The 17,882-nt window shown below is 65.5% G+C and carries 14 protein-coding genes; 3 read left to right on the top strand and 11 right to left on the bottom strand.

Going from position 1 to position 17,882, the window contains the following annotated elements:
* The first annotated feature begins 169 nt into the window (after window positions 1–169).
* On the top strand, window positions 170–1,069 hold the full coding sequence (locus tag CAG29_RS03235) for a LysR family transcriptional regulator (protein WP_085586319.1): 900 nt from the start codon (window positions 170–172) through the stop codon (window positions 1,067–1,069).
* Window positions 1,070–1,325: 256 nt separating this feature from the next.
* Here the strand turns inward: CAG29_RS03235 and CAG29_RS03230 are convergent, their stop codons facing one another.
* From CAG29_RS03230 to bioB, 11 genes are all read right to left on the bottom strand, one after another.
* A complete protein-coding gene (locus CAG29_RS03230) occupies window positions 1,326–3,104 on the bottom strand; it encodes an acyl-CoA dehydrogenase C-terminal domain-containing protein (RefSeq protein ID WP_085586321.1) in 1,779 nt (592 codons plus the stop codon).
* A 232-nt stretch (window positions 3,105–3,336) separates the two neighbouring features.
* Entirely contained in the window at window positions 3,337–5,133 is a 1,797-nt protein-coding gene (locus tag CAG29_RS03225; RefSeq protein WP_085586323.1) for an acyl-CoA dehydrogenase C-terminal domain-containing protein, read from the bottom strand.
* Between the two features lie 91 nt (window positions 5,134–5,224).
* Window positions 5,225–6,514, bottom strand: coding sequence for a GGDEF domain-containing protein (locus CAG29_RS03220; protein ID WP_085629952.1), 1,290 nt, complete (start codon window positions 6,512–6,514; stop codon window positions 5,225–5,227).
* Window positions 6,515–6,723: 209 nt separating this feature from the next.
* Window positions 6,724–8,838 carry a cytochrome-c peroxidase gene (locus CAG29_RS03215; protein ID WP_085586328.1) on the bottom strand — a complete coding sequence of 705 codons (2,115 nt, stop codon included), beginning with the start codon at window positions 8,836–8,838 and terminating at the stop codon, window positions 6,724–6,726.
* Between the two features lie 263 nt (window positions 8,839–9,101).
* A complete protein-coding gene (locus CAG29_RS03210) occupies window positions 9,102–10,907 on the bottom strand; it encodes a phenylacyl-CoA dehydrogenase (protein WP_085586330.1) in 1,806 nt (601 codons plus the stop codon).
* A 277-nt stretch (window positions 10,908–11,184) separates the two neighbouring features.
* Window positions 11,185–11,481: a pyrroloquinoline quinone biosynthesis protein PqqE gene (locus CAG29_RS03205; RefSeq protein ID WP_085586332.1), complete on the bottom strand. Its 297-nt coding sequence runs from the start codon at window positions 11,479–11,481 to the stop codon at window positions 11,185–11,187.
* A 122-nt stretch (window positions 11,482–11,603) separates the two neighbouring features.
* Window positions 11,604–12,284: a dethiobiotin synthase gene (bioD, locus tag CAG29_RS03200; RefSeq protein ID WP_085693855.1), complete on the bottom strand. Its 681-nt coding sequence runs from the start codon at window positions 12,282–12,284 to the stop codon at window positions 11,604–11,606.
* A complete protein-coding gene (bioC, locus tag CAG29_RS03195) occupies window positions 12,281–13,090 on the bottom strand; it encodes a malonyl-ACP O-methyltransferase BioC (RefSeq protein ID WP_085636873.1) in 810 nt (269 codons plus the stop codon). The genes bioD and bioC overlap by 4 nt, the downstream gene beginning before the upstream one ends.
* Window positions 13,083–13,814: an alpha/beta fold hydrolase gene (locus CAG29_RS03190; protein WP_085586338.1), complete on the bottom strand. Its 732-nt coding sequence runs from the start codon at window positions 13,812–13,814 to the stop codon at window positions 13,083–13,085. Before CAG29_RS03190 ends, bioC begins: the two co-directional genes overlap by 8 nt.
* Window positions 13,807–14,985 carry an 8-amino-7-oxononanoate synthase gene (gene bioF / locus CAG29_RS03185; RefSeq protein ID WP_085586340.1) on the bottom strand — a complete coding sequence of 393 codons (1,179 nt, stop codon included), beginning with the start codon at window positions 14,983–14,985 and terminating at the stop codon, window positions 13,807–13,809. The genes CAG29_RS03190 and bioF overlap by 8 nt, the downstream gene beginning before the upstream one ends.
* A 154-nt stretch (window positions 14,986–15,139) precedes the next feature.
* Window positions 15,140–16,195 (bottom strand): biotin synthase BioB, encoded by a 1,056-nt coding sequence (bioB, locus tag CAG29_RS03180; protein WP_085586342.1) that lies wholly within the window; start codon window positions 16,193–16,195, stop codon window positions 15,140–15,142.
* 91 nt (window positions 16,196–16,286) lie between these two features.
* Here bioB and CAG29_RS03175 point away from each other — a divergent pair, with 91 nt between their 5' ends.
* Both CAG29_RS03175 and CAG29_RS03170 read left to right on the top strand, forming a co-directional pair.
* Window positions 16,287–17,024: a ComF family protein gene (locus tag CAG29_RS03175; protein ID WP_085655816.1), complete on the top strand. Its 738-nt coding sequence runs from the start codon at window positions 16,287–16,289 to the stop codon at window positions 17,022–17,024.
* A gap of 91 nt (window positions 17,025–17,115) precedes the next feature.
* Entirely contained in the window at window positions 17,116–17,880 is a 765-nt protein-coding gene (locus CAG29_RS03170) for a TOBE domain-containing protein (RefSeq protein WP_085586346.1), read from the top strand.
* The last annotated feature ends 2 nt before the right edge of the window (window positions 17,881–17,882 follow it).

Below are 17,882 nucleotides of genomic sequence, written 5' to 3'. Positions count from 1 at the left end.
TGGAAAAAACCTCGTTTGAGGTTTTTTGAACTGCCTATGCAAACTCGGTTGAAACAAACGCTGGTCATTGCCCTTTCCGGCCCTGCAAGCCCTGTGAATGCGGTTAGACTAGGCCGGTTCCCGGCGTCGGGCCATTTCGATTTACCAGCATTTTCGATAAGTAACGCTTATGGATTTCAAACAACTGCGCTATTTCGTCGCGGTCTACGAGGAAGGTCATGTCGGGCGGGCGGCCGAGCGGCTGTCGATCTCCCAGCCGGCCCTGTCCCAGCAGATCCGCCAGCTTGAACAGCACCTCGACGTCACCCTATTCGAGCGCAGCAGCAAACGCCTGCTGCCCACCCTCGCCGCCCACACCCTGTACAACCACGCCCTGCCGTTGCTCGACGGCCTGCAGCGGGCCCGGGAAGCCCTGGGCAACTTCAAGGGCCAGGCTCTGCGCACCCTGGCCATCGGCGTGCTGCAGACCGTGCACACCAGCCTGGTGCCGCAGATGCTCGAACGGGTGCGCAAGGCCCAGCCCCATCTGGTGGTGCAGATCTATGAGCTGACGGGGCTGGAGATCGAACGGCGCCTGCTCAACGGCTCGCTGGACATCGGCATCAGCTACTTGCCGCCGCGCCAGCCCGGGTTGCATGGCGTGAAGCTGTACGAAGATGAACTCACGCTGGTCATCCCGGCGGATCACCCGTTGCGGGAATTCAAGAAAGTCTCGATGAGCCAGGCCGCCGAACTGCCGATGTTGCTGCTGGGGGAAGAGTTCCAGATCCGCCAGATCTGGCAGGCGCAACTGACCCGGCTCGGGCGACGCCCGCACGTGCAGGCGGAACTGAACAACATGGTGGGGATTCTCGACAGCCTGCACCACACGCGGCTGGCGACGGTGCTGCCCGGCCGTTCGCAGCAGGAGTACGACGATCAGGGCCTGCTATGGAAGCCGCTCAGCGAACCGCGGGTGCCGCTGACGGTGGGGCTGGTGTGTCGCGACGTGCAACGCCAGCAGGCTTCGATGAGCTTGCTGCGAACCTTGCTGGAAGAGGTGATGCAGCGTGAGGCCGATCCGCTGTAGTCCGCGAAAGGCCTTGAGGCGAGGGGTGGAAACTGTTCTGCGGGCATAAGAAAACCCCGCCGAAGCGGGGCTTTGCAGACTGTTTCCCTGACATCCATTTCACTCCGCCACCCTGGCAGAATCCTACGTGTCCGTGTTGTTGCTTTGCGCTTCCTGCGCGACGTCCATGGAAAGAAGATTAGCTCTGGATCCAATCTGCGCATAGGGGAGAAAAGCGGCACGTCATGTAAGCGAAAGCTTACATGACGTGGCTGACTCAGAACTGCGCCGCGTCCAGCAGGTACAGCGACTCGCTGCCGGCCTTCACCGAAGCGCTCAGCGAGTGGATCCGCGGCAGCAGGCGGGCGAAGTAGAACCGGGCGGTGCCGAGCTTGCTCGCGTAGAAATCGTCCTGCGCCTCTTTGCCCAGCGCGGCCTTGGCCATCAGTGCCCACATGTAGGCGTAGGCGGCGTAGCCGAACGCTTGCAGGTACTCGACCGAAGCCGCGCCGATTTCGTTCGGGTTGGTCTTCGCGCGGTCCAGCAGCCAGGCGGTCAGTTCGTCGAGGACATCGACCGCCGCGTTCAGCGGCTGGGTGAACTCGGCGAGACCGGCGTCGGCGGTCGCGGTGAAGTGGCGCATCTCATCGGCGAACAGCTTGTAGAACGCACCGCCGCTGCCGACGATCTTGCGCCCCACCAGATCCAGCGCCTGGATGCCGTTGGTGCCTTCGTAGATCTGGGTGATGCGCACGTCACGCACCAGTTGCTCCTGGCCCCACTCGCGGATGTAGCCATGGCCGCCGAAGACCTGCTGGCCATGGACGGTGGTCTCAAGGCCCAGGTCGGTGAGGAACGCCTTGGCCACCGGGGTCAGCAGCGCCACCAGGTCTTCCGCGCGCTTGCGGGTCGCGGCGTCTTCGCTGAACTTGGCGGTGTCCAGTTGCATCGCCACATAGGTGGAGAACGCACGGCCGCCTTCGTTCGAGGCCTTCATGGTCAACAGCATGCGGCGCACGTCCGGGTGGACGATGATCGGGTCGGCGACCTTGTCCTTGTTCTGCGCGCCGGTCGGCGCACGGCTCTGCAGGCGGTCACGGGCGTATTCGAGGGCGTTCTGGTAGGAGCGCTCGCCGGTGGCCAGGCCCTGGATGCCCACGCCCAGACGCTCGTAGTTCATCATGGTGAACATCGCGGCCAGGCCCTTGTTCGGCTCGCCGACCAGATAGCCTTCGGCTTCGTCGAAGTTCATCACGCAGGTGGCGGAGGCCTGGATGCCCATCTTGTGCTCGATCGAGCCGCAGGTGGCCGGATTGCGGGCGCCCAGGCTGCCGTCGGCGTTGACCAGGAACTTCGGCACCAGGAACAGCGAGATGCCTTTCGGGCCCGCCGGCGCGTCCGGCAGCTTGGCCAGCACCAGGTGGATGATGTTCTCGGTCAGGTCGTGCTCGCCGCCGGTGATGAAGATCTTGGTGCCGCTGACCTTGTAGGTGCCGTCGGCCTGAGGCTCGGCCTTGGTGCGGATGATGCCCAGGTCCGTGCCGGCGTGCGGCTCGGTCAGGCACATGGAACCGGCCCAGACCCCAGCGTACATGTTCGGCAGATACGCGGCCTTCAGCTCTTCGCTGGCATGGGCGTTGATCGACAGGCACGCGCCGGCGGTCAGCATCGGGTACAGGCCGAACGCGAGGCTGGCGGAGTTGACCATTTCCTCGACCTGGGCCGACACGGCCTTGGGCATGCCCATGCCGCCGTAGGCCGGATCGCCGCCGACGCCGACCCAGCCGCCTTCGGCGTAGGTCTGGTAAGCCTGCGGGAAACCGGCCGGCGTGGTGACGGCACCGTCGGCCCAACGGCAGCCTTCTTCGTCGGCGGCCCGGCTCAGGGGCGCGATGCTTTTGCTGGTGACCTTGCCGGCCTCTTCGAGAATCGCTTCGACGGTCTCGGCGTCGACGGTCTCGGCCAACGCCGGCAGTTCGGCCCAGAGCTTGGCGACCTCGAACACTTCATTGAGGACGAAGCGCATATCGCGCAGCGGCGCTTTGTAGTCAGCCATGGCAAACCTCGCAGATCTAAACAGGTGATTCGTGGAGTGGTGGTTTCGTTGAGCCGGAGTGTACATCAACAACTTTTGCGACACATAGGGTCAACAGATGACCATTATGTAATTTTTGGTCACCGCATTCCGCACGTGAAGGCCTTGTGGCGAGGGCGCTTGCTCCCGCCGACAGCGCAGCCGACCCAAAGTCAGCGCTGCGCACTCGAGCGGGAGCAAACCACAGGAGATGTCAGAGCGAGAACAGCTCCGCCGGCAGCTTCATCAGGCAATCGCTGCCCGCCTCGACCGCGGCCCGATGAGCGGCGGTGCGCGGCAGCAGGCGCTTGAAATAGAACTCGCAGGTGGCCAGCTTGCCCCGGCAGAAATCGCCGTCGCCCTCGCCCGCCTCCAGTTGCGCCTGGGCCACCTGGGCCATGCGCAGCCACAGGTAAGCCAGGACGATGTAGCCGCTGTACATCAGATAGTCCACCGACGCGGCACCCACCTCGTCCGGGTTCTTCATCGCCGCGCCGCCGACCAGCAGAGTCAATTCGCCCCACTGTCGGTTGAGCTGATCGAGCTGCGCAACGAACCCGCCCAACTGCGCATGGCCGGCGTGCGCTTGACAGAACTTGTGCACGATCCGGGTGAATCCGCGCAGCAGCTTGCCCTGGCTGCCGAGCACCTTGCGCCCGAGCAGGTCCAGCGCCTGGATGCCGTTGGTGCCTTCGTAGATCGGCGCGATCCGGCAGTCCCGCACCAGTTGCTCCATGCCCCATTCGCGGATGAAGCCGTGGCCGCCGAACACCTGCATGCCGTGGTTGGTCACCTCCAGCCCGGTCTCGGTCATGAACGCCTTGCAGATCGGCGTGAGGAACGCCAACAGGTCCTCTGCCTCGCGGCGGGCGGCCTCGTCCCGGCTCAGGTGGGCGATGTCGAGCATCTGCGCGGTGAAGTAGGTCAAGGCGCGGTTGCCTTCGTTGAAGGCTTTCATGGTCAGCAGCATCCGCCGCACGTCCGGGTGGACGATGATCGGGTCGGCCGGCCTGTCGGGTGCCTTGGCGCCGGTCAGCGAGCGCATCTGCAAGCGGTCGTTGGCGTAGCGGACCGCGCCCTGGAAGCTCGCCTCTCCCAGACACAGGCCTTGCATGCCGGTGCCGAGCCGCGCGTGGTTCATCATGGTGAACATGCAGTTCAGGCCCTTGTTCGGCTCGCCGATCAGAAAGCCTTTGGCCCCGTCGAAGTTCATCACGCAGGTGGCCGACCCCTTGATGCCCATCTTGTGTTCGATGGAGCCGCAGGTCACACCGTTGCGCTCGCCCGCCTCCCCCGCCGCATCAGGCAGGAACTTGGGCACGATGAACAGCGAAATGCCCTTGGTGCCGGCCGGCGCGTCCGGCAGCTTGGCCAGCACCAGGTGGATGATGTTGGCGCTCATGTCGTGCTCGCCGGCGGAGATGAAGATCTTGCTGCCGGTGACCGCGTAACTGCCGTCGGCCTGGGGCACGGCGCGGGTCTTGATCAGGCCCAGGTCCGTGCCGCAGTGGGCTTCGGTCAAGCACATGGTGCCGGTCCAGCGGCCGGCGGTGAGCGGGTTCAGGTAGGTCTGTTTCTGTGCGTCGCTGCCGTGGGCGTGGATCGCCGACATGGCGCCGTGGGTCAGGCCCGGGTACATGCCCCAGGAGGTGTTGCTGGAGGCGACCATCTCGCTGACCGCCAGCCCCAGCGAGCTCGGCAGGCCCTGGCCGCCGTAGGCCGGATCCGCCGCCAGCCCGTGCCAGCCGCCTTCGACGTACTGCGCGAACGCTTGCTTGAACCCTGTGGGCGTCGTCACCGTTCCGTTGTCGAAACGGCAGCCTTCTTCGTCGCCGCTGCGGTTGAGCGGCGCCAGCACGTTCTCACAGAATTTCGCACCCTCTTCGAGGATCGCATGCACCATGTCCGGGCTGGCGTCGTGGGCGCCGAGGGCCGCGTAGTGGGCATGGAAACCGAAGACGTGGTCGATCAGAAAGCGCATGTCGCGCAAGGGGGCCTTGTACTCGGGCATGGTGCTTCTCCTTCAGCGGTTTGCCCTCAACCTACCGCCGGCCGCCCTGCCCCCACAATCAATGTACAGGCGCTGAATGCGCCGTCATCAGTCAGCCCGCAGCATTCTCCGTGCGCACCGCGCCGCGGCGGGTCTGCCCGAACGCCATCACGCAGTTGCGCCCAGCGCCCTTGGCGCTGTAGAGCGCCTGGTCGGCGGATTTGAGCACCTCTTCCGGCGTACGCTGCTCCAGGCGTTCGGCCGCCCCGATGCTGATCGTGACCGACACGCTGGACGCCCCGGAACCGCCGCGGCGCTGACGCCCCTGGTGGTCGTCCTGGGGGCGGTTCTCCTGGTTGCGCAACTGGATGTTGTAGGAGGCGATCGCCTCGCGGATGAGCTCCAGGTGCGGCAGGCATTCCTCCAGGGTCTTGCCGGCGAACACCACGGCGAATTCCTCGCCGCCGTACCGGTAGGCCCGGCCGCCGCCGGTGACTTTCGACAGTTTGCTGGCCACCAGCCGCAGCACCTGGTCGCCCACGTCGTGGCCATGGGTGTCGTTGAATTTCTTGAAGTGGTCGACGTCGGTCATCGCCAGCACATAGTTGCGACCCAGGCGCTGCATCCGCTCGTTCAGCGCACGGCGCCCGGGCAGGCCGGTCAGCTCGTCGCGGAACGCCATCTGGTACGCCTCGTGCGCAACGGCGGCGGCGATCATCAGCATCACCTGGCTGCACATGATGTTCAGGGTGAACGGCAGGATGAAGGTCTTGGGCAACATCCAGAACACGCCCAGCAACCCCACCAGCTGCGCGGCGTGCAGCGGACGCGGGTTGCGCCAGTACTGCCAGGCCAGCAGCAGGAAGGCCGACAGGAATACCGGGTACGACAGCTGGATCAGGCTCATCCATGCGCCGTGCAGCGCCGGCCAGCGGATTTCCGACAGCCACATCAGCAGCGCCTGGGGATAACTCTGCTCCAGGCCCAACGCCACGCTGCCGAAGGCAAGCAGCACGGCGAACCGCGCCACCATGTCCTGGAACAGGTGCGTGCGCTCCTGCCAGGCGGCGAACAGGCCGAACAGCAGCGGCAGCAGCAGGCAGACCAGATGGAACACCACCGCCGCGTCCTCGCGCACCCGGCCGTTGTCGCGGTAATAGTCGGTCTGGGTGTCGAGCAAAAAGTAGGCGATGTACACGGTGACCATCAGGAACAGTTCGCGCTGGCGACGGTAGACCGCACAGTACGAACCGCCCAGCAACAGCACCAGGGTCGGCAGCACGTTGAACAGCGAAGTGAAGAACACGTTGAGGTCTTTGACGTACGCAGCCGCCAACCCCGCGAGCAACAACAGCAGTGAAGGTAGGAAATGACTGAAACGTACAGCAGAAGAACGCGGCAAGGGTAAAGCTCCGACCCGTCATAGCAAAGAGATATCATTGTGCCTGCAATGTGGACTGATGGGCACACACAATGTGATCCACATCACAGCCAGTCTCTTTAACGGCCGAAACCCTCGATTTCTGAGCGCAGGACTCAGGTTTTTTACAACGGCCGGACGTGCGGGCCAGCATGGCCACTATTCCTGGTGGCCATGCTGGCCAATCTCCCTCACAGATCGTTGTAGAACGGCAGCAACGGCCCTTCTTCCGGCCGCCGGCCTTCGGCGCCGTAGGGCTTGAGGCTGATCGTCGCGTCCGCCGCCTGGCGGGTCGTCACCTTCGGACTGGCGGGCCGCTGGGTCACGGCGTTCACGTCACCGACGTGGCCCTGCGGGAGCACCAGCGACGGATGATCGAACGGCGCCCGTTCCCAGGCGACGCGCGGGTCGGTCAGGGCCACTTCCATGAATTTCACCAGCGCGTCGACCTCGTCCGGCGTCAGGTTCAGCGCGGTCATGTCCGGGTCGAGGTTGGACGTGTTGTGCTGGTTCACCGCCGGGTGCTCGAAACCGCTGGTGTTGTTGGCGTCCTCGCCGCGCCGGTCGCCGCCGCGGTTGTAGAACTCCATCACTTGCTTGAGCGTCGCGCGGCTGCCGTTGTGGAAGTACGGCCCGGTGAGCGCGATGTTGCGCAGGGTCGGCGTCTTGAAGGCGCCGTCGACCGAATCGCGGAAACCGACGTTCGGCTTGAGCGTGGCGTCGCACGGGATCGCGGCGCTGAGCGGCGCCTCGAAGGTGCACACATCGACATTCAGCGGGTCGGGAATCTGCCCGCCCTGCAGCACGGTGTTGTACTGGCGGGTGAACGACCAAGGATTGCCCCACGCGTCCGATCCGCCCAAGGCCAGGTCTTCCGCCGTCGGCCGCACGCCGGTGTTGTAGAAGCCGTTGTCGTAGAGGGTGGTCAGGTTGTCTGCCATCACCATCCGCTCGATGCGTTCACGCGGGTGCATCAGCAGGCGGCTGGCGGCGTTGGTCAACTCGGGGCCGCCGTGGCAGTTGACGCATTTGCCCTTGCCGAGGAACAGGTTCATGCCTTCGACCTGCTGGGCGTTCATCGCCGTCGTGTCGCCTTGCAGGTAGGCGTCGATGGGCGCCTGATCGGACACCAGCGTGGCTTCGTACATCTGGATCGCCAACCCGAAGAACAGCGGAAAGTTGGCCTCCATCTGCGTATACGGCGCACCACCCACCAACACGTTCTGCGTGGCGTTCCACAGGCGCGGCTGGAAGGCGTTCTTGATCAGCTCGCGGTAGGTCGGGCGGCGTGCGCCGGACACCGGCGCCAGCACCGAGTCGGTGGACGAGATCCGCTGCTGCTTGAGCATCAGCGTGTCGAGCATGCGCCGGCCGATGTCGGCGAAGGTGCGGCCGCCGCAGGACATCTCCACCGCACTGCCGGGCGGGCCCACGGCCTGGGAGGCGGCGGACGCGTCGTTGAGCGCCAGCCTCACTTTCTGCGCCACGCCGCTGCTGCCGGCGGTGACGTAGATGCCCGCGTCCGGGTCGCGGTTGCCGAACGGCGAGAAGCCGTTGAACACGTTGTTGGCCCGGCCGTCCCAGAAGTTGCGCACGTTGAAGGCCGCGTTGATCACCGACGGCGCGTTGCGCCCGGTGCTGCGGCGCACGTTGACGCCGCCGATCTGGAAGATGCCGTCCGGCTGCTGGGTGCACTTGTCGAACCGCGCCTGGTTGGGCTTGACGAAGTTGGCGTCGAACACGCCCTGGGAGCCGACCACGTCATCGGTCGAATACACGATGGGCGAATTGCGCTCCAGGGGATTGCTCAGCACATGGGTCGGAAAGTCGGTTTTCTTCAGCGTGTAGTTCGGGCCGCCCTTGCCGCCGGACAGGGTGGCGTAGGACGCCACGTCCCCCGGAATGTTGGAGGCCACGAACGGCTTGTTGAAGATTGACGCGACGTTGGGGTCGGTGTGCGCCTGGCCGGGGTTGAGCTGGTTGGTGATGCGGTGGTCGACGCCCGCGTGGTAATGGCACGAAGCGCAGGCGGTGGCGCCGTCGCTGCCGATCTCCATGTCCCAGAACAGCGCCTTGCCCAGCAGGATCGCCGCCTGGCGGTTGAGCACGTAGTCGGTCATCAGGTCGACCTTGCGTCCGCCTTCGGTGCCCGAAGGATCCGGCGGCAGCATGCCGCGCAGGGATTGCAGGCTGGGGACTTCCGGAACCGGCGGATCCACTTCCGCCGGATCGGCGGCCATGGCGCCGTGGGCGCACAGCGCGAACGGGATCCAGAAGGTCAAACGAACGGGTCGACTGATGTTCATAGGCTTCACCCTGACGGTTGTGTTCAAGTGGCCGGGCGTGATGCTTCTATGAGCAGGCAGTTCTCGTCAGCGCCGGTTGACAGGCGCGGTGCAATTAATTTGCCACTCCTTTCTGAAACATTTGGAATCAATAAACACAAAGCTTCCCCATTGGCCTGCACCACGGCCAGTGGGGAACCTGCCCCGATATCGGGGAAAACCGAGCGCAAAAAAAACCGCTGCCCCACAGGGGGCAGCGGTCTTCAAGCGGACAGCGCCGAGGCTCAGTAGCCCAGGGCGAAATCTTCTTCTTTCATGTCCATCAGGTTGTTCGCGCCCGACAGCATGGCCGCCACGTGGGTGCGGGTACGCGGCAGCAGGCGCTGGAAGTAGAAGCGCGCGGTCTGCAGCTTGGCGGTGTAGAACGCCTCGTCGGTGGTGCCGGCGGCCAGTTTCTCGGCGGCCAGGCGGGCCATGTCGGCCCAGAAGTAGGCCAGGCAGGCGTAACCGGAGTACATCAGGTAGTCCACCGACGCCGCGCCGACTTCTTCGCGGTCTTTCATGGCGGCCATGCCGACCTTCATGGTCAGTTCGCCCCACTCTTTGTTCAGTGCGGCCAGCGGGCCGACGAACTCTTTGACCGCTTCGTTGCCTTCGTTGGCCTGGCAGAACTTGTGGACGATCTTGGTGAAGCCTTTGAGGGCCTCGCCTTGGGTCATCAGCACTTTGCGGCCCAGCAGGTCCAGGGCCTGGATGCCGGTGGTGCCTTCGTACAGCATCGAAATGCGGCTGTCGCGAACGTTCTGCTCCATGCCCCACTCGGCGATGAAGCCGTGGCCGCCGTAGATCTGCACGCCGTGGTTGGCGGACTCGAAGCCGACTTCGGTCATGAACGCCTTGGCGATCGGGGTCATGAAGGCCAGCAGTGCGTCGGCCTTCTTCTTCTCTTCTTCGTCCACGCCGTACTTGACGATGTCGACCTGCTTGGCGGTGAAGTACACCATCGCGCGGTTGCCTTCGGCGAACGCCTTCATGGTCAGCAGCATGCGGCGCACGTCAGGGTGCACGATGATCGGGTCAGCGGCCTTGTCCGGCGCTTTCGGGCCGGTCAGGGAACGCATCTGCAGACGGTCGCGAGCGTACTTCAGGCCGCCCTGGAAGCCGATCTCGGCGTGGGCCAGGCCTTGCAGCGCGGTGCCCAGACGTGCGGTGTTCATGAAGGTGAACATGCAGTTGAGGCCTTTGTTCGCCGGGCCGATCAGGAAACCGGTGGCGCCGTCGAAGTTCATCACGCAGGTGGCGTTGCCGTGGATGCCCATCTTGTGTTCGATCGAACCGCAGGCCACAGCGTTGCGGGCACCGACGGTGCCGTCGGCGTTCGGCAGGAACTTCGGCACGATGAACAGGGAAATGCCTTTGGTGCCGGCCGGAGCGTCCGGCAGGCGGGCCAGCACGATGTGGACGATGTTGTCGGCCATGTCGTGTTCACCGGCCGAGATGAAGATCTTGGTGCCGGTGACTTTGTAGGAACCGTCGGCCTGAGGTTCGGCCTTGGTGCGCAGCATGCCGAGGTCAGTGCCGCAGTGCGGCTCGGTCAGGCACATGGTGCCGGTCCACTCGCCGGAGACCAGTTTGGTCAGGTAGGCCTCTTGCTGCTCGGGGGTGCCGTGCTCGGAGATGGTGTTCATCGCGCCGTGCGACAGGCCCGGGTACATGCCCCACGACCAGTTGGCTTCGCCGACCATTTCGCTGACCGCCAGGCCCAGCGATTCCGGCAGGCCCTGGCCGCCGTGCTCGACGTCGTGGGCCAGGCTCGGCCAGCCGCCTTCGACGAATTGCTTGTAGGCCTCTTTGAAGCCGGTCGGGGTTTTCACGCCGGACTCGCTCCAGGTGCAGCCTTCGGTGTCACCCACGCGGTTCAGCGGTGCCAGCACCTGCTCACAGAACTTGGCGCCCTCTTCGAGAATGGCGTCAACCATGTCCGGCGTTGCTTCGGCGCAGGCCGGAAGGCTCTGATAGTGCGCCTCGTAGCCGAGCAGTTCGTCACGTACGAAGCGAATATCACGCAAGGGGGCCTTGTAGTCAGGCATAGCGATAAACCTCTGCTGATGTAACCGGGAATGAACGACCGCGTAGATTTGTTGTGACGGTCAAACAGTTGTTTGAAACATACGTTTACGCCGAAATCTTGTCAAGCGTCGATCTCTGGCCGTTTGTCATGGTGATCGGCGAACGCCGGACGCAGCCGTGCGCCGCGCACCGGGCGAATGCACGCAGGATGAAAAAAGATTAGTTGAGGAAGAAGGACTTACAACGAAAACGCCGCGAACAGGTCGCGGCGTCGGGCAAAGCGAGGCAACAAAAAAATCAGGCGTAGGTGTCGATCAGCGTACCGAGCACTTCATCGGAAGCCTTGGCGACCTTCACGCCCAGTTCCGCCTGGAATTTGCCTTGGGCCATCTCGACCATGTTGCTGGCCAGATCCGATTGCTGGCTGCGGTCAACGCCGCGCAAGCGCTCGACCTGCAGCTCCGACGACTGGCTGGTGGCGGCACGTTCGATGGTGTTGCCGGCGATCTGGCTGGCCGCCTGATCGACGCGGTTCTGCCCGGTCTGAATGGTGCTCAGCCCGGCATAGAAAGCGGTGTTTCCGGAAATTTCCATGGAGCTCTCGTCCCTGGGAAGGATCAATGGCGACCATTGAACCAGAGCCGCCCGAAAAACGCCCGTCAAAAACACTAATGGCACACTGCCTTGTCATAGGCAAAAGCCGCGTTTCGAACCGCTCAGTCGAGCAGATCCAGGTGCAGGTGCCCAGCCACCGCCTCGGCGCTGGCCGGCTTGAGCTTCGGCACCCGGCCCAGGCACGGCGCCGGGATCCGCTCGGCCAGCGTCGCCAGGTTCTCCTCCAGTCGCGAGGTCTTCGGATCGATGATGTTCGCCACCCAACCCGCCAGCTGCAGCCCGTCCCGTGCGATCGCTTCGGCGGTCAGCAGCGCGTGGCTGATGCACCCCAGGCGCACGCCGACCACCAGGATCACCGGCAACTGCAAGGCGATCGCCAGATCCGACAGATTGTCCTGGTCCGCCAACGGCACCCGCCAGCCGCCCGCGCCTTCGATCAGGGTGAAATCGGCGTTCAGCGCCAGGATCTGGCGCATCGGCGCCAGCAGCGACTGCACGGTCAACGCGACGCCCGCTTCCCGCGCCGCCAGATGCGGTGCGATGGCCGGCTCGAAAGCGACCGGGTTGACCTGCTGATACGACAGCGGCAACGAACACTCGGCCTGCAACGCCAACGCATCCGAATTGCGCAGGCCCTTGGGCGTCACCACGCAACCGGAGGCCACCGGTTTGCCTGCCGCGGTGCTCAGCCCTGCCGACCGCGCGGCATGCAGCAAGCCGGCGGCCACGGTGGTCTTGCCGACGTCGGTGTCGGTTCCGGTGATGAAATAGGCTGCGCTCATAAGGGTTTCTCCAACACGGCATAGACCACTTGATAAGTCGCCGGCAGTCCCTGTGCCTGCCGAAACCGTTCGTACGCCTCGACCAACCCGAGAATCCGAGCCCGCCCGGTCAGCCCGCCGGGCCGGCCGGGGTTGAGGTTGTGCGCGCCCAAGGCCTTGAGTTCATGGGTCAGGCTACGCACGTCCGGGTAGTGCAGCACATGGGGCCGGTTTTCCAGGCTGACCGTGCGCAAGCCGCTGGCCGCGCACAATTGCCCGTACCGCTCGAACTCGCGGAACCGGTTGACATGCACCAGGCCATCGACCTGACGCCAACTGTCGCGCAGTTCGTACAGCGTCCCTGTGCAAAGACTAGCAAACGCGAAGATTCCGCCCGGTTTCAGCACCCGCGACGCCTCGGCCAGCACCGCCCCGAAGTCGGCGCACCACTGCACCGCCAGGCTGGAGTACACCAGGTCGCAGGTCGAATCCCGCAGGGGCAGACGCTCGGCATCGCCCGCCACGAAGTAGTCGGCACCGCCCAAAGGACGGGCGTGATTGAGCATGCCTTCGGCGATGTCCAGGGCCAGCCCCTGGCCGGCGTCGAAACGTGCGGCCAGGGCACGGGTGAAATGCCCGGTGCCGCAGCCCAGGTCAAGCCAGCGGGACGGCACGAAGCCCTCAGGCAAGCGCTGCATCAACTGGTTGCCGACATCGCGCTGCAACTCGGCGACGCTGTCGTAGCTGCCCGCCGCCCGGGAAAAGGAAGCCGCCACCTGGCGCTTGTCTGGCAAGCCGCCGGGTGCAGCGCTGGACCATTCAGTCATCACCGCACTCATGTAGAAAAGCCTGGATCGCGCCCGCCACCCCCTCGGGGTTCTCCAGCGGGAATGCATGGCTGGCCTGCTCGACCAGACCGACCTCGACATCCGCGATCAACGCGAACAGTTCGCCTGCCGCCTCGGCCGGCACCAACCCGTCGAGACCGGCGAACAGGTGCAGTTGCGGCCCGTGAAAGGCCTGCAAGGCAGCGCGCGTGTCGAGCCCGGCCAGCACCTGCAGCCCGGCCGTCAGCGCGGCCGGCGATGGCTCCGGCGCACCGCCGAGCAACTGCCGCGACACGCCGCGCGGGTCTTGCGCGCCCTGGGCGCACAACAGCGAGAAACGCTTGAGGGTCGCCTGCGGATCGGCGCGGCACCCGGCCAGAAACGCCTCAAAGGTGTCCTGCGCCATCGCGCTCGGCCATTGCTCGCGCACGACAAAGGACGGGTTGCTCGCCAAGGTCAGCAAGCCGCAGCAATGTTCGCCGCGCCGCGCCGCCAGCTCGCTGGCGAGCATGCCGCCCAGCGACCAGCCGCCGAGCCAGGCGTCCTGGGGAAGGCGTCGGTCGAGTTCATCCAGCCAGTCTTGCGGGTCGCCGGAGTCCAGCGCCGGCAACGGCTCGATCTCGACCTTCAGGTGTTCGTCGAGCCCGCGCAGCTTGGCGGCCAGCGGCTCCAGCGGCGATGCGCCCAGCCCCCAGCCGGGCAACAGGATCAGTCGGTCACGCATGGTTCGGCTCCAAGGCCAGTCGGGCACAGCAATCGGCCAGACCGTCCAACAATTGCTGCACCTGAGCTTCGCTGTGGGCGGCGGTGAGCGTCACCCGCAGCCTCGCGCTGCCGGCCGGCACGGTCGGCGGACGGATCGCCGTGACCATCAACCCGCGTTCGCGCAGCATCTGCGACAGGCGCACCGCGCGCCCGGCGTCGCCGATCAGGATCGGCTGGATCGGCGTGAAGCTGTCCATCAGTTCCAGGCCGATCTGCTCGGCGCCCTGGCGGAAGCGGCGGATCAGCGTCTGCAGATGCTCGCGCCGCCAATGTTCGCTCCGCAGCAGCTCCAGGCTTTTCAGGGTCGCGCAGGCCAGCGCCGGCGGCTGGCTGGTGGTGTAGATGTACGGGCGGGCGAACTGGATCAGGCTCTCGATCAGCTCTTCGCTGCCGGCGACGAACGCGCCGGCGGTGCCGAACGCCTTGCCCAGGGTGCCGACCAGCACCGGCACGTCGTCCGGGCTCAAGCCGAAATGCTCGACGATCCCGCCGCCGTTGGCGCCCAGCGGGCCGAAGCCGTGGGCGTCGTCGACCATCAGCCACGCGCCTTTGGCCTTCGCTTCACGGGCCAGCGCGGGCAGGTCGGCCAGGTCGCCGTCCATGCTGAACACGCCGTCGGTGACCACCAGCGTGTTGCCGGTGGCCTTCTCCAGACGCTTGGCCAGGCTCTCGGCGTCGTTGTGCAGGTAGCGGCTGAACCGTGCGCCGGACAGCAGCCCGGCATCCAGCAGCGAGGCGTGGTTGAGGCGATCCTCCAGCACCGTGTCACCCTGGCCGAGCAGCGCCGTCACTGCGCCCAAGTTGGCCATGTAACCGGTGGTGAACAGCAATGCCCTCGGCCGGCCGGTGAATTCGGCCAAGGCTTCCTCGAGGGCATGGTGCGGGCCGCTGTGGCCGATCACCAGATGCGAAGCACCGCCGCCCACGCCCCAGCGTTCGGCGCCGGCGCGCCAGGCTTCGATCACCTGCGGATGATTGGCCAGGCCCAGGTAGTCGTTGCTGCAGAACGCCAGCAACGGCTGGCCGTCGACCACCACTTGCGGCCCTTGCGGGCTTTCGAGCAGGGGGCGCTGACGATAGAGGTTTTCGGCACGGCGGGCGGCAAGGCGTGCGGCGAGATCGAAAGACATGCAGGCCTCGGCTTTCAATTGACTCGGATCCCCTGCGGCGGGGCTGCCCGCGATAGCGGCGCGTCCGGCATTGAGGCTGCCTGACGCTCCGCTCTCGCGGGCAAGTCCGCTCCCGCAGGTCTTGTGCATTCCTTCAGGGGAATGCGCGCGAACTTCAGACGGCGGCGTTGTAGAACTGCTCGCTGCTCTTCTGCTCCACCAGGGCCTGCTCGATGGCGGCCTGATGCACCTCATCGGAATGCTCTTCGCGGGCCTCAGGCTGGATGCCCAGGCGAGCGAACAGGCGCATGTCCTTGTCGGCCTGAGGGTTGGCGGTGGTCAGCAGTTTCTCGCCGTAGAAAATCGAGTTGGCGCCGGCGAAGAACGCCAGGGCCTGCATCTGCTCGTTCATCGCCTCACGGCCGGCGGACAGGCGCACATGGGACTTGGGCATCAGGATCCGGGCCACGGCCAGCATGCGGATGAAGTCGAACGGGTCGACGTCTTCGGCGTTCTCCAGCGGCGTGCCGGCGACTTTCACCAGCATGTTGATCGGCACCGATTCCGGGTGCTCCGGCAGGTTGGCGAGCTGGATCAGCAGGTTGGCGCGGTCGTCGAGGGATTCGCCCATGCCGAGGATGCCGCCGGAGCAGATCTTCATGCCCGCATCGCGCACATAGGCCAGGGTCTGCAGGCGCTCGCTGTAGGTGCGGGTGGTGATGATGCTGCCGTAGAACTCGGGCGAGGTGTCGAGGTTGTGGTTGTAGTAGTCCAGACCGGCCTTGGCCAGGGCCTGGGTCTGCTCCTGGTCGAGACGGCCCAGGGTCATGCAGGTTTCCAGGCCCAGGGCCTTCACGCCCTCGACCATCTTCAGCACGTAAGGCATGTCCTTGGCCGACGGGTGCTTCCAGGCCGCGCCCATGCAGAAGCGGGTGGAGCCGATGGCTTTGGCGCGGGCGGCCTCTTCCAGCACCTTCTGCACTTCCATCAGTTTTTCTTTTTCCAGCCCGGTGTTGTAGTGGCCGGACTGCGGGCAGTACTTGCAGTCTTCCGGGCAGGCGCCGGTCTTGATCGACAGCAGGGTGGACACCTGGACGCGGTTCGCGTCGAAATGCGCGCGGTGCACGGTCTGCGCCTGGAACAGCAGGTCGTTGAACGGCTGGACGAACAGCGCTTTGACTTCGGCCAAAGACCAATCGTGACGCAGGGTGGCAGTGGTGCTCGCGCTCATGGGCGTTTCCTTGGTTATGCTTGGCTGGCGCCGCAGGCAATGGAATACCCACAGGCGCGACACGGATGTTCGCCATATTTAAGGAAGAGCGATGCACTGTCAACCACATGTCAATTGGTCGGTTTACATCTGGTTAAAAAACAATCAGACCTGCCTGCTCTGCGATGAGCCGGCAGACGCCGAAACACCCCTGTGCCCGGCCTGCGAAACCGAGTTGCCATGGCTGGGCGATCAGTGCCTGACCTGCGCCCTGCCCTTGCCGGCGCCCGGCCTGACCTGCGGCGACTGCCTGAAGGATCCGCCGGCGTTCGAACAGGTCGCCGTGCCCTGGGCCTACGGCTTTCCGGTGGACAGCCTGATCACGCGCTTCAAACACAACGCCAAATGGCCGCTCGGCCACCTGCTCGCCGACGTTCTCGGCCAGTTCCTGCACTATCGCTTCGATGAGGGCCTGCCGCGCCCGGACGCCCTGTTGCCCGTGCCGCTGGCACGCCAGCGCTTGCGCCGACGAGGGTTCAACCAAGCGCAGATGCTCGCCCGCTGGCTGGGCGAGCGGCTCGGGCTGCCTAGCGAGGACGACATACTGCAGCGAGTCCTCGACACCGACGCCCAGCAGGCCCTCGACGCGAAAGCGCGCAAACGCAACCTGCGCACGGCGTTTGCCCTGGCGCCGGACGCAGCGGTCAAGGGGCGGCACCTGGCGCTGGTCGATGACGTGCTGACCACCGGCGCCACCGCCCAGGCCCTCGCCCGGCTGTTGCGCAATGCCGGGGCCGCGCGGGTGGACGTCTACTGCCTGGCGCGCACGCCGAAGCCCGATCCCCGGTAGGCGCGAGCCTGCCAGGCGCTGCGCCTGGCTTGACTCCGGTGGCGCAAGCCGCCAACTTCACACCCCATCAGCCGAGTTCAAAGCCACCGCCATGTCCCTGCCCACCCTGTTGTCCCAGCACATCGCCCGTCGCCCGCAGCGCATCGCCCTGCTGCAACACATCGCCGAACAGGGCTCGATCACCCGCGCCGCCAAGAGTGCCGGCCTGAGCTACAAAGCCGCCTGGGACGCCATCGACGAACTGAACAACCTGGCGCAGAAGCCGCTGGTGGAACGGGCCGTGGGCGGCAAGGGCGGCGGCGGGGCGAAGCTGTCCGAAGAGGGCGAACGGGTGCTGCGCCTGTACCAGAAGCTCCAGGCCCTGCAGGCCCAGGTGCTGGAAGCCGCCGAGGACGCCAGCGACCTGGACCTGCTCGGCCGACTGATGCTGCGCACCAGCGCCCGCAACCAGTTGCACGGCAAGGTCGTGGCCATCGAAGGACAGGGCCGCAACGACCTGATCCGCCTGCAACTGGCCGAGCACCTCTGCATCGCGGCGCAGATCACCCACGACAGCACCGTGCACCTGGAGCTTGAGCCGGGCACCGGCGTGGTGGCGTTGATCAAGGCCGGCTGGCTCGAACTGCTGGGCAAGGATCAGCCTGCAACACCCGGTCACAATCTTCTGGACGGCACCCTCGAAGCGATCCTCGACGCCGAGGACGGCCCCAGCGAAGTGCGCATCGTCCTGCCCAACGGCCAGACCCTCTGCGCCCTGGCCGAACCGCTGGAGCTGCGCACCCGCGGCCTGGGCCCGGGCCGGCCGGTGCGCGTGCAGTTCTCGCCCTCCAATGTGCTGATCGGCACGCCGCTCTGACC

The organism is Pseudomonas sp. B7(2017) (assembly GCF_002112745.1).
In the GTDB taxonomy this organism is placed as follows: Bacteria; Pseudomonadota; Gammaproteobacteria; order Pseudomonadales; family Pseudomonadaceae; genus Aquipseudomonas; species Aquipseudomonas ekonensis.
The sequence above is the reverse complement of the archived record's forward strand: the minus strand, read 5'-3'. Positions and strand labels throughout refer to the sequence as shown.